General features: G+C 72.5%; 11 protein-coding genes. 8 read left to right on the forward strand and 3 right to left on the reverse strand.

Going from position 1 to position 14,586, the window contains the following annotated elements; genetic code table 11:
* Position 1 precedes the first annotated feature (1 nt).
* A complete protein-coding gene (locus ACN27B_RS09530) occupies positions 2 to 1,507 on the forward strand; it encodes a flotillin family protein (RefSeq protein ID WP_099163203.1) in 1,506 nt (501 codons plus the stop codon).
* Between the two features lie 58 nt (positions 1,508 to 1,565).
* Here the strand turns inward: ACN27B_RS09530 and ACN27B_RS09535 are convergent, their stop codons facing one another.
* Together ACN27B_RS09535 and ACN27B_RS09540 are read right to left on the reverse strand one after the other, a co-directional pair.
* Entirely contained in the window at positions 1,566 to 3,602 is a 2,037-nt protein-coding gene (locus ACN27B_RS09535; RefSeq protein WP_422744518.1) for a S8 family serine peptidase, read from the reverse strand.
* 180 nt (positions 3,603 to 3,782) lie between these two features.
* A complete protein-coding gene (locus ACN27B_RS09540; RefSeq protein ID WP_099163201.1) occupies positions 3,783 to 5,243 on the reverse strand; it encodes a CCA tRNA nucleotidyltransferase in 1,461 nt (486 codons plus the stop codon).
* A 133-nt stretch (positions 5,244 to 5,376) separates the two neighbouring features.
* Here ACN27B_RS09540 and murJ point away from each other — a divergent pair, with 133 nt between their 5' ends.
* The 7 genes from murJ (at position 5,377) to ACN27B_RS09575 (ending at position 13,674) form a co-directional block, all read left to right on the forward strand.
* Positions 5,377 to 7,122, forward strand: coding sequence for a murein biosynthesis integral membrane protein MurJ (murJ, locus tag ACN27B_RS09545; RefSeq protein ID WP_422744520.1), 1,746 nt, complete (start codon positions 5,377 to 5,379; stop codon positions 7,120 to 7,122).
* A gap of 402 nt (positions 7,123 to 7,524) precedes the next feature.
* Positions 7,525 to 9,141, forward strand: a complete 1,617-nt coding sequence (locus tag ACN27B_RS09550) for a protein kinase family protein (protein ID WP_422744522.1) — start codon at positions 7,525 to 7,527, stop codon at positions 9,139 to 9,141.
* Between the two features lie 43 nt (positions 9,142 to 9,184).
* Positions 9,185 to 9,886, forward strand: coding sequence for an RNA polymerase sigma factor SigM (gene sigM / locus ACN27B_RS09555; protein ID WP_422744524.1), 702 nt, complete (start codon positions 9,185 to 9,187; stop codon positions 9,884 to 9,886).
* Positions 9,883 to 10,860: a hypothetical protein gene (locus ACN27B_RS09560; protein ID WP_422744526.1), complete on the forward strand. Its 978-nt coding sequence runs from the start codon at positions 9,883 to 9,885 to the stop codon at positions 10,858 to 10,860. Before sigM ends, ACN27B_RS09560 begins: the two co-directional genes overlap by 4 nt.
* Before the next feature lie 179 nt (positions 10,861 to 11,039).
* Positions 11,040 to 11,993, forward strand: coding sequence for a thioredoxin-disulfide reductase (gene trxB, locus ACN27B_RS09565; RefSeq protein WP_091567702.1), 954 nt, complete (start codon positions 11,040 to 11,042; stop codon positions 11,991 to 11,993).
* 28 nt (positions 11,994 to 12,021) lie between these two features.
* Entirely contained in the window at positions 12,022 to 12,345 is a 324-nt protein-coding gene (gene trxA, locus ACN27B_RS09570) for a thioredoxin (RefSeq protein WP_091567699.1), read from the forward strand.
* A gap of 165 nt (positions 12,346 to 12,510) precedes the next feature.
* The gene (locus ACN27B_RS09575; RefSeq protein WP_396823371.1) at positions 12,511 to 13,674 is read left to right on the forward strand and encodes an N-acetylmuramoyl-L-alanine amidase; all 1,164 of its coding nucleotides are present in this window, start codon (positions 12,511 to 12,513) and stop codon (positions 13,672 to 13,674) included.
* Positions 13,675 to 13,679: 5 nt separating this feature from the next.
* Here ACN27B_RS09575 and ACN27B_RS09580 read toward each other — a convergent pair whose 3' ends face one another.
* Positions 13,680 to 14,345, reverse strand: a complete 666-nt coding sequence (locus ACN27B_RS09580; RefSeq protein ID WP_091567690.1) for a GNAT family N-acetyltransferase — start codon at positions 14,343 to 14,345, stop codon at positions 13,680 to 13,682.
* Between the last annotated feature and the right edge of the window lie 241 nt (positions 14,346 to 14,586).

Here is a 14,586-nt window from a genome sequence, read left to right on the forward strand (position 1 = left end):
CATGCCCCTGCTCGTCGCCATCGGCGGCGCGGTCCTCCTCGCCGTCCTGCTCGTCCTCTTCGTGCTCTCCCGGATCAAGGTGGCCGGGCCGAACGAGGCCTTCATCGTCACCGGTCGCAAGGGCCGGACCACCCAGACCGCCGACGGCCAGCGCTCCACCGACATGTCCGGGCAGAAGGTCGTGCTCGGCGCCTCGGTCTTCGTGCTGCCGGTGGTGCAGAAGCTGCAGTCCCTCGACCTGTCCAGCCGGCGGATCGACGTCGGCATCCGGGGCGCGGTGAGCAAGCAGGGCATCCGCGCCGACCTGCACGGCGTCGCGATCGTCAAGGTCGGCGGCACCGAGGACGCGATCCGGGCCGCCGCGCAGCGGTTCCTGCACCAGCAGGACGAGATCGACAACTTCACCCGCGAGGTGCTGGCCGGCGCGCTGCGCTCGATCGTCGGCCGGCTCACCGTCGAGGAGGTCATCCGGGACCGGGCCGCGTTCGCCAGCGCGGTCGCCGAGGAGGCCGAGCACTCGATGACCAACCAGGGCCTGGTGCTGGACACGTTCCAGCTCCAGGACATCCTGGCCGAGGGCTCCTACCTCGCCGACCTGGGCCGGCCGGAGGCCGCCCGGGTGCTCAAGGACGCCGCCATCGCCGAGGCCCGGGCCCGCCAGGCGGCCGAGCAGGAGCGGCTGCTCGCCGAGGAGGCGATCGCCGAGGCGAACCGGAACCTGTCGCTCAAGCAGGCCGGCATCCAGGCCGAGATCGACGCGGCGAAGGCACGGTCGGCCGCGGCCGGGCCGCTCGCCCAGGCCGAGCGGGACCAGGCGATCCTCTCCGAGCAGCAGAAGGTGGCCGAGCGCAACGCCGAACTCAAGCAGCGCCAGCTCGACACCGAGGTGCGCAAGCCGGCCGACGCCCAGCGGTACAAGGTGGAGCAGGAGGCCGAGGCGGCCCGCAACGCGGCGGTGCTGCGTGCCGACGCCGAGCGGCAGGCCACCATCGCCGCCGCGCAGGCCGTCGCCGAGCAGTCCCGGCTCACCGGTGAGGGTGAGCGGGCCCGGCGCGCCGCGCTGGCCGAGGCGAACGCGATCGAGGGCGCCAAGGAGGGTGAGGCGGAGCAGCGCCGGCGGTCCGCGATCGCCGAGGCGGTCGAGCGGGAGGGCCAGGCCGAGGCCGCGGCCATCCTCGCCCGGGGCCAGGCGGAGGCCGACGCGATGGCCCGCAAGGCCGAGGCGTTCGCCGCGTACGGCGAGGCCGCCGTGCTGGACCTGCTGGTCAAGGTGCTGCCCGAGGTGGTCGGCGCGGCGAGTGCCCCGATCGGCGCGATCGACAAGATGACCGTCATCTCCACCGACGGCGCGTCGTCGCTGACCAAGTCGGTGGCCGGCAACGTCGCCCAGGGCCTCCAGCTCGGCAGCGACCTGACCGGCATCGACCTGGCCGGGCTGCTGGCGCGGCTGGGCAGCGCGCACACCAACGGCAAGAGCACCGTGGACGGCAGCACCGTCAACCCCTGACGACGAGGGCGCCCGCCGGTTCCCCGAGGGGAGCCGGCGGGCGCCGTGGTGGTACGGGTCAGAGTGCGCTGAAGACGAACTTCTCGCCGGCGCCCAGACCGAGGGTCTCGCTCTCCCAGTCGATGACGCGGCTGGCGATGAGCTGGCTGGTGCCGGTGCTGCCCGCGGTGACCGCGTTGCCGTTGGCGTTGGCCCGCACGTAGACCGAGCCGTCGGCGTTGTAGTCGAGGAAGTCGAAGGCCTCCCAGGCGCCGACGGCGGTGGCCTTGGCGATCAGGGCCCGGTTTCCGCCGGCGTCCGCGGTGACGAACTGGTTGTTGATCAGCGCGCGCAGGGCGAAGAAGCCGTCGCCCAGGCTGACGACCTCGTACTTCTCCCAGGCACCGACCGTCGCGGCCCGGGCGATCAGCGGCTGCTTGCCACTGTTCTCGGCGGTCACGTACTTGCCGTTGGCCACCGCCTTGATGCCGACGACCGGGGCGGCCGCGTCGAAGTCGAACTTCTCCGCCGTGCCGATGGAGGTCTTGCTGGCGATCAGCGGGGTGGTGGCGTTCGACGCGGTGACGTACTTGCCGTTGGTCACGGCCTTCAGGCTGACGGTGCCGTCGGTGTTGGTGACGATCTGGAACTTCTCCCAGTCGCCGATCGAGGCGGACCGGGCGATCAGCGGCCGGTTGCCACCGCTCTCCGCGGTCACGAACAGGTTGTTCGTCACCGCCCGCAGACCGACGTAGCCGCTGCCGGCGTCCACCACGTCGTACTTCTCCCAGGCGCCGACCTCGACGCCGCGAGCGACCAACGGCCGGTTGCCGCCGCTCTCGGCGGTCACGTAACGGCCGTTGCCCCGGGCCTTCAAGCCGTACGACTCGCGCGCGACCACCGGGGCGCCGATGTGCAGGAGCCGGTCGGCGGAGCCCATGGTGTCGTGCACCGCGCCGTCGACACCGGTGCTGACGACGGAGTTGCGCACCTGCTGCGGCGTCCAGGTCGGGTGCTCCTCCAGCAGCAGCGCGGCGGCGCCCGCCACGTGCGGGGAGGCCATCGAGGTGCCGCTCATCGAGGTGGAGCCGGAGGTGGTGCCGGCCTTCGCCGAGACGATGCCGGCGCCCGGCGCGAACGTGTCCAGGCAGCTGCCGTAGTTGGAGAACCAGGCCCGCATGTCCAGCCGGTCGGTGGCGCCGACCGTAATGGCGGCCGGCACGTTCGCCGGCGAGGAGCCGCAGGCGTCGGTCCAGCTGTTGCCGGCCGCGACCGCGTAGGTGATGCCGGAGGCGATGGAACGCGCCACCGCGTCGTTGAGCGCCGGGTCGTTCTCACCACCGAGGCTCATGTTCGCCACGGACGGCCCGCTGGCGTGACCGGTGACCCAGTCGATGCCGGCGATGACGCCCTCGGTGGTGCCGTTGCCCTCGCAGTCGAGCACCCGGACCGCGACCAGCTTGACCTTCTTGGCCACGCCGTAGGTGGCGCCGCCGAGGGTGCCGGCCACGTGCGTGCCGTGGCCGTCGCAGTCCTGCGCGACGTCGTCCTGGTCGACGGCGTCGTAGCCGTTGCTGGCCCGGCCGCCGAAGTCCTCGTGGTCGATGTCGATGCCGGTGTCGATGACGTACGCGGTCACCCCGGCGCCGGTCGACGAGTAGGTGTACTCGCCGTCCGTTCTGGTCCTGGTCTGGTCGAGCCGGTCCAGGCCCCACGGCGGGGTGGTCTGGGTGTCGGTGGCCGTGTAGCGCTGGACCTGCTGCACGTACGCGACGTCCGGGTCGGCGGCGAGGCGCTCGGCCTGCCGACGGTCCATGCTGGCGGAATAGCCGTGCAGCGCCTTGCCGAAGACCCGGCGGACGGAGCCGCCGTGCTCACCGGCGAGCGCCGACGCGGCGGACTTCACCTTGGCCGGGGTGGCCTTGCCGTCCTTGAGGACGACGATGTAGCGGCCGGGAACGGCCCCGGGCAGGTCGGCGCCCCGGACCGGGGCCCGCTTGGCGTCGCCCGGGTCGGCCGAGGCGGCACCGCCGGTGGCGGCGCAGATGATCGAGGTGGCGGAGGTGAGGGCGAGCCCCACCAGCGCGGAGCGGCGCAGCGCGCCGGAACGTGACACCGAATTGTCTCCCCGTGTCCAGCGACCGTCCGGATCGGACGGGCGGATGTGATCAGGACAGCCGCACCCGTCGATCCGGGGGGCTGGTGATGACCAACATCATGCGGGAGACATCGACCGGAACGCGTCAACCGTTCGGTCGACACGCTGGCGTATCGTCGTCGTTTTTCCGCCGCGGGGTCAGCCGACGATGCCCTCGGCGCGGGCCCACCGCAGCAGCTCCGCCTCCGCCTCGTCGCGGTCCAGCGGACCGCGCTCCAGGCGCAGCTCCTTCAGGTGCTGCCAGGCCCGGCCGACCACCGGCCCGGGCGGCACGCCGAGCAGCTCCATGATCGCGTTGCCGTCCAGGTCGGGCCGGACCCGGGCCAGGTCCTCCTCGGCGGCGATCCGGGCGATCCGCTCCTCCAGCGCGTCGTAGTCGGCCGCGAGCTGGGCCGCCTTGCGCCGGTTTCGGGTGGTGCAGTCGGACCGGGTGAGCTTGTGCAGCCGGGACAGCAGGTCACCGGCGTCGGTGACGTAGCGGCGCACCGCCGAGTCGGTCCACTCGCCCCGGCCGTAGCCGTAGAAGCGCAGGTGCAGCCCGACCAGCTTGACCACCTGGGAGGTGATCTCCTTGGAGTAGCGCATCGCCTTCATCCGGGCCTTGGTCAGCCGGGCGCCGACCACCTCGTGGTGGTGGAAGCTGACCCGGCCGTCCGGGCCGACCGCCTTGGTGGCCGGCTTGCCGACGTCGTGCATCAGCGCGGCCATCCGCAGCACGAAGTCGCAGCCGTCCTCCTCCAGCGACATGGCGTTGCTGACCACGGTGAGCGTGTGCTCGTAGACGTCCTTGTGCTGGGCGTGCTCGTCGATGGTCAGCTTCAGGCCGGTCAGCTCGGGCAGGAAGCGCTCGGCCAGGCCGGTGTCGACCAGCAGCCGCAGCCCGGTGATCGGGTCGGCGCCGCAGAGCAGCTTGGTGAACTCGTCGCGGATCCGCTCGGCGGTGATCCGGTCCAGGTCCGTCGCCATCCGGGTCATCGCCGCCCGCACGTCCGGGTGGACGGCGAAGCGCAGCTGGGCGGCGAACCGGGCCGCCCGCAGCATCCGCAGGGGGTCGTCGCGGAACGACTCCTGCGGCGTGCCGGGGGTACGGATGATCTTGGCGGCCAGGTCGGCCAGGCCGCCGTACGGGTCGGTGAACCGGTGGTCCGGCAGGCTCACGGCCATCGCGTTCACGGTGAAGTCGCGGCGCTTCAGGTCCTCGGTCAGGCTGGTGCCGTACTGCACCACCGGATTGCGGCTGACCTGGTCGTAGACCTCCGCGCGGAACGTGGTGATCTCCAGGTTGAGGCCGTCGCGCTGGCAGGCGATGGTGCCGAACTCCCGCCCGGTCTCCCAGATCGACTCGGCCCAGCCCCGGATGATCCGGACGGTGTCGTCCGGGTGCGCGTCGGTGCAGAAGTCGAGGTCGTTGCCGAGGCGGCCGAGCAGCGCGTCCCGCACCGATCCGCCCACCAGGTGCAGTTCGTGACCGGCCCGGGCGAACCGCCGACCCAGCTCGTCGGCGACCGGGGAGACGCGGAGCAGCTCGGCGACGGCGTTGCGCTGTGCGGTGGTCAGCTCACGGCGGTCGGCGGCAGCGGAGGCGGAGGCTTCGGACATGGGAGCGCCAGCCTATCGGGCCGGGGGTGGATCGACCGCGCCGGGCGCGGGTAACGGGTCGAGGTTGACTAAGGTTCCGGTTGTGCGGGGCCGGCGGGGCCCGGTTCCGGCGTACCCCTTGGAGGCTGTGGAGATGAGCGGCGGCGGGCTCTACCGCAGCGCGAACGCGCACGACGGCGGCCTGCCGCCGGACGACGGCGCGACCTTCATCTCGGCGGAGCCGCTGAACCAGCCGGGCGTCGAGTCGGTCGCGCCGCCGCAGGAGGTGGTCGGCGAGACCAGCGCCGCCGCGAACAGCGCGGTGATGGCGATCGGCAGCCTGGTCAGCCGGGGCACGGGCTTCATCCGCAACCTCATGATCGGCGCGGCGCTGGGCGGCGCGCTGGTCGGCGACGCGTTCACCACCGCCATCTTCCTGCCGAACCAGGTCTACGAGTTCCTGCTCGGCGGCGTGCTCACCAGCGTGCTGATCCCGGTGCTGGTCCGGCGACGCAAGGCCGACCCGGACCGGGGCGAGGCATATTCCCAGCGGTTGCTCACGCTGGCCGTGCTGGCGCTGGCCGCCGTCGCGCTGATCGCCATGGTCGGGGCGCCGGTGTTGACCTCCATCTACGCGGGCGGCAAGGACGACAACTACCAGGACCTCGTCACCGGCCTGTCCTACCTGATGCTGCCGATGCTGTTCTTCACCGGCGTGAGCGCGCTGATCGCCGCGGTGCTGAACACGCGCGGGCACTTCGCCGCCCCGATGTGGGCGCCGATCCTGAACAACCTCGTGGTCATCGGCGTCTGCGCGCTCTACATCGCGGTCTTCGGCGCCAAGATCATCCAGCCCGGCGAGATGGGCTGGGACCGCATCCTGCTGATCGGCGGCGGCACGCTGCTCGGCGTGGCCGTGCAGACCGCCGGCCTGCTGCCGGCGCTGCGCAAGGTCGGCTTCCGGTGGAAGTGGCGGTTCGACTTCCGCGCCCTCGGCCTGAGCGAGCTGGCCCGGCTCGGTGGCTGGATGTTCTGCTACGTCGGGGTCAACCAGCTCGGTCTCTTCGTGGTGGTCAACCTGCTCACCCGCGCCGCCGGCGGCGACAACGCCGGCCTGCTGATCTACAACAACGTCTTCCTACTGCTGATGATGGCGCACGGCATCATCGCCGTCTCGATCATCACCGCGCTGATGCCCCGGATGAGCGCGGCCGCCGCCGAGAACCGGTTCGGCGACGTCACCGCCGACCTGTCCCGGGGCACCCGGATGGTCAGCGCGGTGCTCGCGCCCATCGCGGTCTGCTACGCGGTGCTGGCCGCCCCGATCTCCGTGGTGGTGTTCCGCTACGGCGCCTTCACCGGCGACAACGCGGTGGCCACCTCGACCGTGCTGCTGGTGGCGGCGCTCGGCCTGGTGCCGTTCGCGGTCAGCCAGCTCTTCACGTTCGCCTTCTACGCGCTGCCGGACACCCGCACCCCGGCCCTGGTCAACATCCCGGTGGTGATTCTGCGCGTCCTGCTCCAGGTGGGCCTCTTCCTGCTCTTCTCGAACACGTTCGCGGCGGCCGGGATGATGCTCGGCAACGCGGTGTCGTACCTGGCCGCGGCGATCATCTCGGCGATGCTGCTGCGGCCCCGGGTGGGCCGGATCGGGCTGGGCCGGATCATGCGGACGCTGGGTCGGGTGGTGGTGGCCGCGCTGGGTGCGGCACTGGTCGGCGTGCTCGTGGTGGCGGTGCTCCCCGGCGACCCGGCGGACCTGAGCTGGGCCGCCGCCGCGGTCCAGTTGGTGATCGGCGGCGCGGCGATCGGCGCGACCTACCTCGGGCTGGCCATGCTGCTGCGGATCGGCGAGATCACCGAGGTGGTCGGGATGGTCCGGCGGCGACTCGGGCGCTGACCCGCCGCCGGTGACCGACGGTGAACGAGGATCACCAGGCTGGGGATACGGCTGTGGATAACTCGGAATTCCGCCGTCCAGTGGGCCTCTCGGCCTGTGGACAACCAACCGTACGGACGAGGGTGCCCAGGCCGGGGGCGGGAACGCCACACCGGTACGCCCCTGCTCCGATCACTTGCGGTCAACCTCTAGATTGGCGGTACGTGTCCGGGTCGGGCGCCGGCGCGGGTGTTCCGACCTGTTCGGAACCGCGGTGACTGGCTTCCCACCGGCCGCAGCGGGAAGATGACATGTCGGAGAACCGGGCATCCCGGGTAAGGTCGCTCTCGACGGGTACGGCAGGTGCCGACGTGGGCGTCGGCGCCGGCGTGCCGGTTCCACCGAGGCCAGAGCGGGAAACACATGCCCAGCAACACGGGTCCATCGATCGACACGATCACCGAGGGAGGACGGGTGACCCAGGTCGGCGAGGGTCAGGAAGCGGAGGAAACCTCTCCTGCGGTCGTGACCTTCGGTGCTCCCTCGGTCGGTGAGCTCCTCGCCGAGCGCTACGAGCTGGTCGAGCACATCAACAACGACAGCGCGGGCCGGCTGGTCTGGCGCGGGGTCGACGTCATCCTGCGCCGTCCCGTCGCGGTGGTCCTCCGCTACCCGGGTGGCGACTCCGCCACCGAGATGCTCCAGGCCGCGGTCGCGGCGAGCCGGGTCATCCACCCCAACCTGGTCGGCGTCTACGACGCGATCGACGAGGACGACCGGGCGTACGTGGTCCGCGAGTGGGTGGACGGGCAGTCGCTGCGCGAGATGGTCGCCGCCGACGGACCGATGGACCCGACCCGGGCCACCGCGATCGGCAACGCCGTCGCCAGCGCCCTCGCCGCCGTCCACGCCACCGGCATGGTGCACGGCAACCTCCACCCCGGCACCGTGATGATCAGCGACGACGGCCGGGTGGTCCTGGCCGACGCGCGCACCGACGGGGCGGACAGCCAGGAGAGCGACCTGCGGGCCGTCGGCGGGGTGCTCTACTTCGCCCTCACCGGGCACTGGCCGCACGGCGAGGCCCCGCTGCACGGCGCCACCGCCGGGCACGGCCGGGCCGCCCTGCCGGACGCCGTCCGGGACGCCGGCGGCGCCATCGCCGCGCCCCGTCAGGTCCGCGCCGGCGTGCCGGCCTACCTCGACGACCTCACCATGGACCTGCTCGACCCGGAGATCGCCCCGCCCTCGTCGGACGTGCTGGCGGCCGAGCTGAGCCGGCTGGACATCCCGGCCGACGAGCAGTTCCTGGAGCAGGCCGGCCCGCTGCGCTTCACCGCCGACCCCGGCGAGGAGCCGTCGCCGCTGGCCGCCGCCGGCGGACGCCGGGTCGCCATGGGCATCGCCGGCCTCCTGGCGGTCGCCCTGATCGGGCTGCTCATCGGCGTCAACGCCCTCGGTGGCGGGGACGACGGCGACAAGGAGCCGGTGGCCCAGCCGTCCAGCAGCGCGCCCGCCGGCGGTGGCAGCAGCGAGGCCGCTCCGCCGGTCCGCAAGCTCACCATCCAGGACGTCCGGGTGATCGACCCGGACAGCAACGACCGCGCCGAGGTGCGCGACGCCGAGAAGGTGATGGACGGCAGCGACGACGAGGGCTGGGAGACCCAGACCTACAAGAACAACGGCAAGTTCGGCGGCCTCAAGAAGGGCATGGGGATCTGGATCGACCTCGGGGCACCGCACACGGTCAAGTCGCTCCAGGCCAGCCTGTCGTCCACCGACGCCTCGGCCGAGCTGCGCACCGGCACCAACGGTGACTTCCCGTCCACCTCCAAGGGCGACAAGGACCTCGTCGCGGCGTATCCGACCGCGATCGGGCAGCCGTTCGAGGACTACAACGGCACCACCATGACGTTCGACGGCTTCGACCCGGACAAGAAGTACCAGTACCTCCTCTTCTGGATCACCGAGCTGCCGAAGAAGGACGACGGCCCCGGGTGGAAGCTCGGCGTCCAGGAGATCACGGTCCAGGGCTCGTGATCCGTCCGCCGTACCCGTCGCGCCACCTCCGCCGGACGTGGTGATGGCGGGCTCCGGCGGCGGCGAGCCGGGCAGGTCCGACCTGGAGCTGCTCCGGGCCCATGTCGCGGGCGACCGGGACGCCTTCGCCGAGTTGTTCCACCGGCACCGGGACCGGCTCTGGGCGGTGGCCCTGCGGACCATCGGCGACCGCGAGGACGCGGCCGACGCGCTCCAGGACGCCATGCTGTCGGCCCACCGCGCCGCGGCCCGCTTCCGGGGCGACTCGGCGGTCACCACCTGGCTGCACCGGATCGTGGTGAACGCCTGCCTGGACCGGATGCGTCGGCGTCAGACCCACGCCACCGTCCCGCTGCCCGACGGGGTGCACACCGACGGCGAACCGGGCCGGCACACCGGCGGGATCGAGCCGGCCGCACCCGCCCGGGACCACGAGACCGCGCTGGTGGTCCGGCAGGCGCTCGCGGCGCTGCCGGCGGAGCAGCGGGCCGCGCTGGTCCTGGTGGACGTGCAGGGCTACCCGGTGGCCGAGGTGGCCCGGATGCTCGACGTCGCCGAGGGGACGGTGAAGAGCCGCTGCGCCCGGGGCCGGGCCCGACTCGCCATGCTTCTCGGGCACCTGCGCACCGGCTCGGACGACGCCGTGGACGTGCCCCGGGTCACGGCGGGGAACCGCCGGCCGTCCGAGGGCGTCGGATCCTCGTCGGGAGCGTCCCGGCACTCGGTCAGCCAGGAGGAGCCGTGACGTCCCGGGAGTTCAGCGAGGTCGACCACGACCTGCTCGCCGACTACCTCGGCGGGGCGCTGGAGGGCACCCCCGAGCAGGCGACCGTCGCCCGGCTGGTCGAGCGGGACCCGGCGTGGCGCGAGGCGTATGCGAGCCTGGCCCACGCGGTCGACCTGGTGCACGCCGACCTGGCCGACTGGGCCGCCGAGCCCGCACCGGAGATGCCGGTGGCGGTGGCGGACCGGATCACCGCCGCGCTCTCCGGCGCCGGACCGGCACCGGCCACCGACCCCGACCACGCGCTTCGGGACGTCGTACCGGCACAGCCGGGCCGGGTGACCCGCCCGCCGGGCACGGCGGAGCGCCCCGCGCGGAGCACCGGTCCGGGCCGGCGTTCCCGGCGCTGGGCCCGACTGGCCGGTCCGGTGGCGCTGGCCGCGGCCTCGGTCGCGGCGGTGGGCCTGGGTGTGGGTCGGCTGGCGGACGTGGGGGGCGACAGCTCCGGCAGCACTGCCGACCGGGCGGCCGGGGAGGCGGCTCCGATGGCCGCCGCGCCCTACCGGACGACCGGGCCGACGCTGCGCAGCGGCACGGACTGGACCCCGGAACGCCTCGCCGGCAGCCGGGCCAGCGCCGCGGCCGTCCCGTCGCCGAAGTCGATGCGACCGGACATGGCCGGGCCGTCGGGTGCGGCGGAGGGCGGCCGGGAGACGCCGTTCTCCGCGGAGAAGAACCGCCTCGGCGCCGTCGGCGGGCTGGACCGGCTGGACCGGCCCGAGGCGCTGGCCGGCTGCCTGACCGCGATCGGCGCCGAGCACGGCGCCACGCCCCTCACCGTCGACGTGGTGGACTACGCCCGGTTCCAGGGGGCGCCGGCGCTGGTGGTGACGTTCTCCGACGCCGACGGCACCCGATGGGGGTGGGTGAGCGGCCCGGAATGCGGCGTACCCGGGTCCGGCGCGGACACCCGGTTCCGTACGCGGGTAGGGTGAAACCGCGGTCACCGCGCCTGTCCCGCCACGTGACGTGACCCACCGGATGACCGGCTCGGGAATCCCCGCTTCGTACGATGGCGTTCTGCAAGTCAGGCGCCGGCGCCTCGGAGAGCCGTCGGCACTAGGGATCGACATCGGTGCGCACCGGTGACGAACACACACATCGGGAGACGGCAGTGGACGAGGTCCGCAACCTGATCATCATCGGCTCCGGGCCGGCCGGTTACACCGCGGCGGTCTACGCCGCGCGTGCCAACCTCAAGCCGCTGGTGATCGAGGGCGTGCAGTCCGGTGGCGCGCTGATGACCACCACCGAGGTGGAGAACTTCCCCGGCTTCGCGGACGGCATCCTCGGCCCCGAGCTGATGGACAACATGCGCAAGCAGGCCGAGCGGTTCGGCGCCGAGTTCCTCACCGACGACGTGACCCGGGTCGAGCTGAAGGACACCGGCGAGATCGGCTCCGACGCGGTGAGCACCGTCTGGGTGGGCGAGACCGCCTACCGGGCCCGGGCCGTCATCCTCTCCACGGGCTCGGCGTGGCGTCCGCTGGGCGTGCCGGGCGAGCAGGAATACCTGGGCCACGGTGTGTCGTCCTGTGCCACCTGCGACGGCTTCTTCTTCCGCAACCAGCACATCGTGGTGGTCGGCGGCGGCGACTCGGCCATGGAGGAGGCGAGCTTCCTCACCCGCTTCGCCGAGTCGGTGACGATCCTGCACCGCCGCGACTCGTTCCGCGCCAGCAAGATCATGGCCGAGCGGGCGCTGGGCAACGAGAAGATCAAGGTCGAGTGGAACACCACCGTCGAGGAGATCCTCGGCGAGGACGGCAAGGTCAGCGGCGTCCGGGTGCGCAACGTGCACACCGGCGAGAGCAAGGTGCTCGACGTCACCGGCGTCTTCGTGGCGATCGGTCACGACCCGCGCAGCGAGCTGTTCCGCGGCCAGGTCGAGATGGACGACGAGGGTTACGTGAAGGTCCAGGCGCCGAGCACCCGCACGAACGTGCCGGGCGTGTTCGCCGCCGGTGACCTGGTCGACCACACCTACCGGCAGGCCATCACGGCCGCCGGCACCGGGTGCGCCGCCGCGCTGGACGCCGAGCGCTTCATCGCCACCCTGCAGGGCTGAGAATTTTCACGAGGAGGAGGGGTTCATAGTGGGAGCCACCAAGGCGGTCACGGACGCGAGCTTCGCGAGCGACGTGCTGAAGTCCGACAAGCCGGTTCTGGTCGACTTCTGGGCGGAGTGGTGCGGTCCGTGCCGCAAGGTCTCGCCGCTGCTGGAGGAGATCGCGGGCGAGATGGCTGACCAGGTCACCATCGTCAAGCTCAACATCGACGAGAACCCCGAGACGGCGCGTACCTACCGGGTGATGTCCGTGCCGACGCTGACCATCTTCAAGAACGGCGAGCCGGTCCAGTCGATCGCCGGCGCCAAGCCCAAGGGCGAGCTGGTCCGACTCATCGAGTCGGCGCTCTGACCCGGACCGACACCGTCGGAAGCCCCGTCACCCCACCCGGGTGGCGGGGCTTCCGGCTTTCCTGACCTGCGTGAACACGAAGCCGGAGAGTGACGGGCCACGGTACGCTCCGTAAGCGTCCGTCGGAGTTCCCGGTCCGCCAACGTCCGTGCAGAGGGGGTCGTCGTGCGTCCGATCCGACCCGGTGACCGGGGACCCGCGGTGGCCGAGATCCGCACCGTCCTCGCCGGCCTGGAACTGCTCCCGGCCGACGGCCCTGGCCACGACGACTACGACACCGCGACGGAACGCGCCGTCCGTGCCTTCCAGCAGTCCCGGGGCCTCAGTGTCGACGGGCGGGTCGGCGCGGAGACCTGGCGGGCGCTGGACGCGGCCCGCTGGCGGTTCGGCGCCCGCGCCCTCTACCACGCCGTGCCCGAGCCGCTCACCGGCGAGGACGTCCGGTCCCTCCAGGAACGTCTGCTGGAGATGGGGTACGACGTCGGCCGGGCCGACGCCATCTACGGCATCCGCACCTCACGGGCGGTGGCCCAGTTCCAGCGCGAGATGGGTCTCAAGCCGGACGGCTCCTGCGGTCCGCACACCGTCAACGCGCTGCGCCGCCTCGGCCGCAAGGTCGTCGGCGGGCGGCCGCAGTGGCTACGCGAGTCCGACGCCATCCGCCAGGCCGGCCCGACCCTGGTCGGCCGGACCGTGGTGATCGACCCGGGTCACGGCGGCACCGACCCCGGCGTGGTGGTGCCGGACGGCACACTGCGCTGGACCGAGGCGGACCTGGTGCACGACCTGGCCAGCCGACTGGAGGGACGGCTCGCCGCCGCCGGCGTACGGGTGCAGTTGACCCGTGGCCCGGCACCGGCGACCTGCCTGCCCGACGCGGACCGGGCCCAGCTGGCCAACTCGCTCGGCGCCGACGTGTTCATCTCGCTGCACGTCGACGGGCACGCCAATCCGGAGGCCGACGGCGTCGCGACCTACCACTACGGCACCGACAACGGCGTCACCTCGGCCACCGGGGAACGCCTGGCCGGGCTGGTGCAGCGGGAGATCGTGGCCCGCACCGGGCTGCGCGACTGCCGCACCCACGCGAAGGCGTGGGAGCTGCTGCGCCTCACCCGGATGCCGGCGGTCCGCGTCGAGGTGGGCTACCTGACCTCCCCGGACGACCTGGGCCGGCTGGTCGACCCCCGGTTCCGGGACCGGGTCGTCGAGGCGATCGTGGCCGGGGTGCAGCGGATGTACCTGCCGATCGAGCGGGACGTGCCGACCGGCTCGATCGACGTGAGCGAGCTGCGGGCGATCGTGGCCGCCGGCACCGTGGTCGACTGACCCGGTCAGCTCGTCGAGCGGGTGGCCGGCGCCGGCCGCACCGGGCGCAGCAGCGTCTCCGGGCTCATCGACCCGAGCAGCTTCTCCAACGCGTATTCGACGTCGGACTTCCAGCTCAGCGCCGTCCGCAGTTCCAGCCGCAGCCGCGGGTAGCGCGGGTGCGGGCGGACGGTCTTGAAGCCCACCGAGAGGAAGAAGTCGACCGGCGCGAGGCAGGCCCGGGTCGGGCTGTCCGCGTCGTCGCCGAACTTGGCGTCACCGAACGCCTCGATCGCCTTGATGCCACGCTTGGTCAGGTCGCGGGCCACGCCTTGGACGAGCATTCGGCCCAGGCCGCCGTCGGCGAAGGCGGGCACCACGTGCGCCGTCATCAACAGCGCCGCATCCGCCGAGACCGGCGAGGTGGGAAAGGCCATCGAGCGCGGAACGTACGCCGGTGGGGCGTACATGACGAAACCGGCCGGCATGCCGTCGACGTAGACCAGCTTGCCGCAGGAGCCCCACTCCAGCAGCGTCTGGGAGACCCACGCCTCCTTCTCCAGGCCCGGGTCGCCGGCCGCGCAGGCCCGCTCGGCGGAAACCGGATCCAGCTCCCAGTAGACGCACCGCCGGCAGGATCGGGGAAGGTCCTCCAGGGTGTCCAGGGTCAGGCTGACCAGACGTCGCGACATGAGCGCACCCCACCAACAGTCTCGGAGCGTCGGCCTGCGCGGTGTCCCGCAGCCCTCCTGCCCCCGACGAGCGATCGTACGCCGCCACCCGCCGGTACGGGAGAGGACGCGCGAACCTCCACCCGGGCGGCGGACCGCCGGTCCGGGATGTGGACGTGTCCACACGGTGGGTCCCGTGACGGTCACCAGGGACTACGATCGACCAACCGGCCGCGTGCGCCGCCAATGGATGCCGGCATCG

It is taken from the genome of Micromonospora sp. WMMD754 (assembly GCF_049315235.1).
In the GTDB taxonomy this organism is placed as follows: domain Bacteria; phylum Actinomycetota; class Actinomycetes; order Mycobacteriales; family Micromonosporaceae; genus Micromonospora; species Micromonospora sediminicola.

What these genes read in the sequence shown, in the direction of transcription:
- ACN27B_RS09530 (WP_099163203.1), top strand. Translation starts at nt 2, where the DNA reads ATGCCCCTGCTCGTCGCCATCGGCGGCGCGGTCCTCCTCGCCGTCCTG.
- ACN27B_RS09540 (WP_099163201.1), bottom strand. Translation starts at nt 5,243, where the DNA reads ATGTCCGAAGCCTCCGCCTCCGCTGCCGCCGACCGCCGTGAGCTGACC.
- murJ (WP_422744520.1), top strand. Translation starts at nt 5,377, where the DNA reads ATGAGCGGCGGCGGGCTCTACCGCAGCGCGAACGCGCACGACGGCGGC.
- ACN27B_RS09550 (WP_422744522.1), top strand. Translation starts at nt 7,525, where the DNA reads ATGCCCAGCAACACGGGTCCATCGATCGACACGATCACCGAGGGAGGA.
- sigM (WP_422744524.1), top strand. Translation starts at nt 9,185, where the DNA reads ATGGCGGGCTCCGGCGGCGGCGAGCCGGGCAGGTCCGACCTGGAGCTG.
- ACN27B_RS09580 (WP_091567690.1), bottom strand. Translation starts at nt 14,345, where the DNA reads ATGTCGCGACGTCTGGTCAGCCTGACCCTGGACACCCTGGAGGACCTT.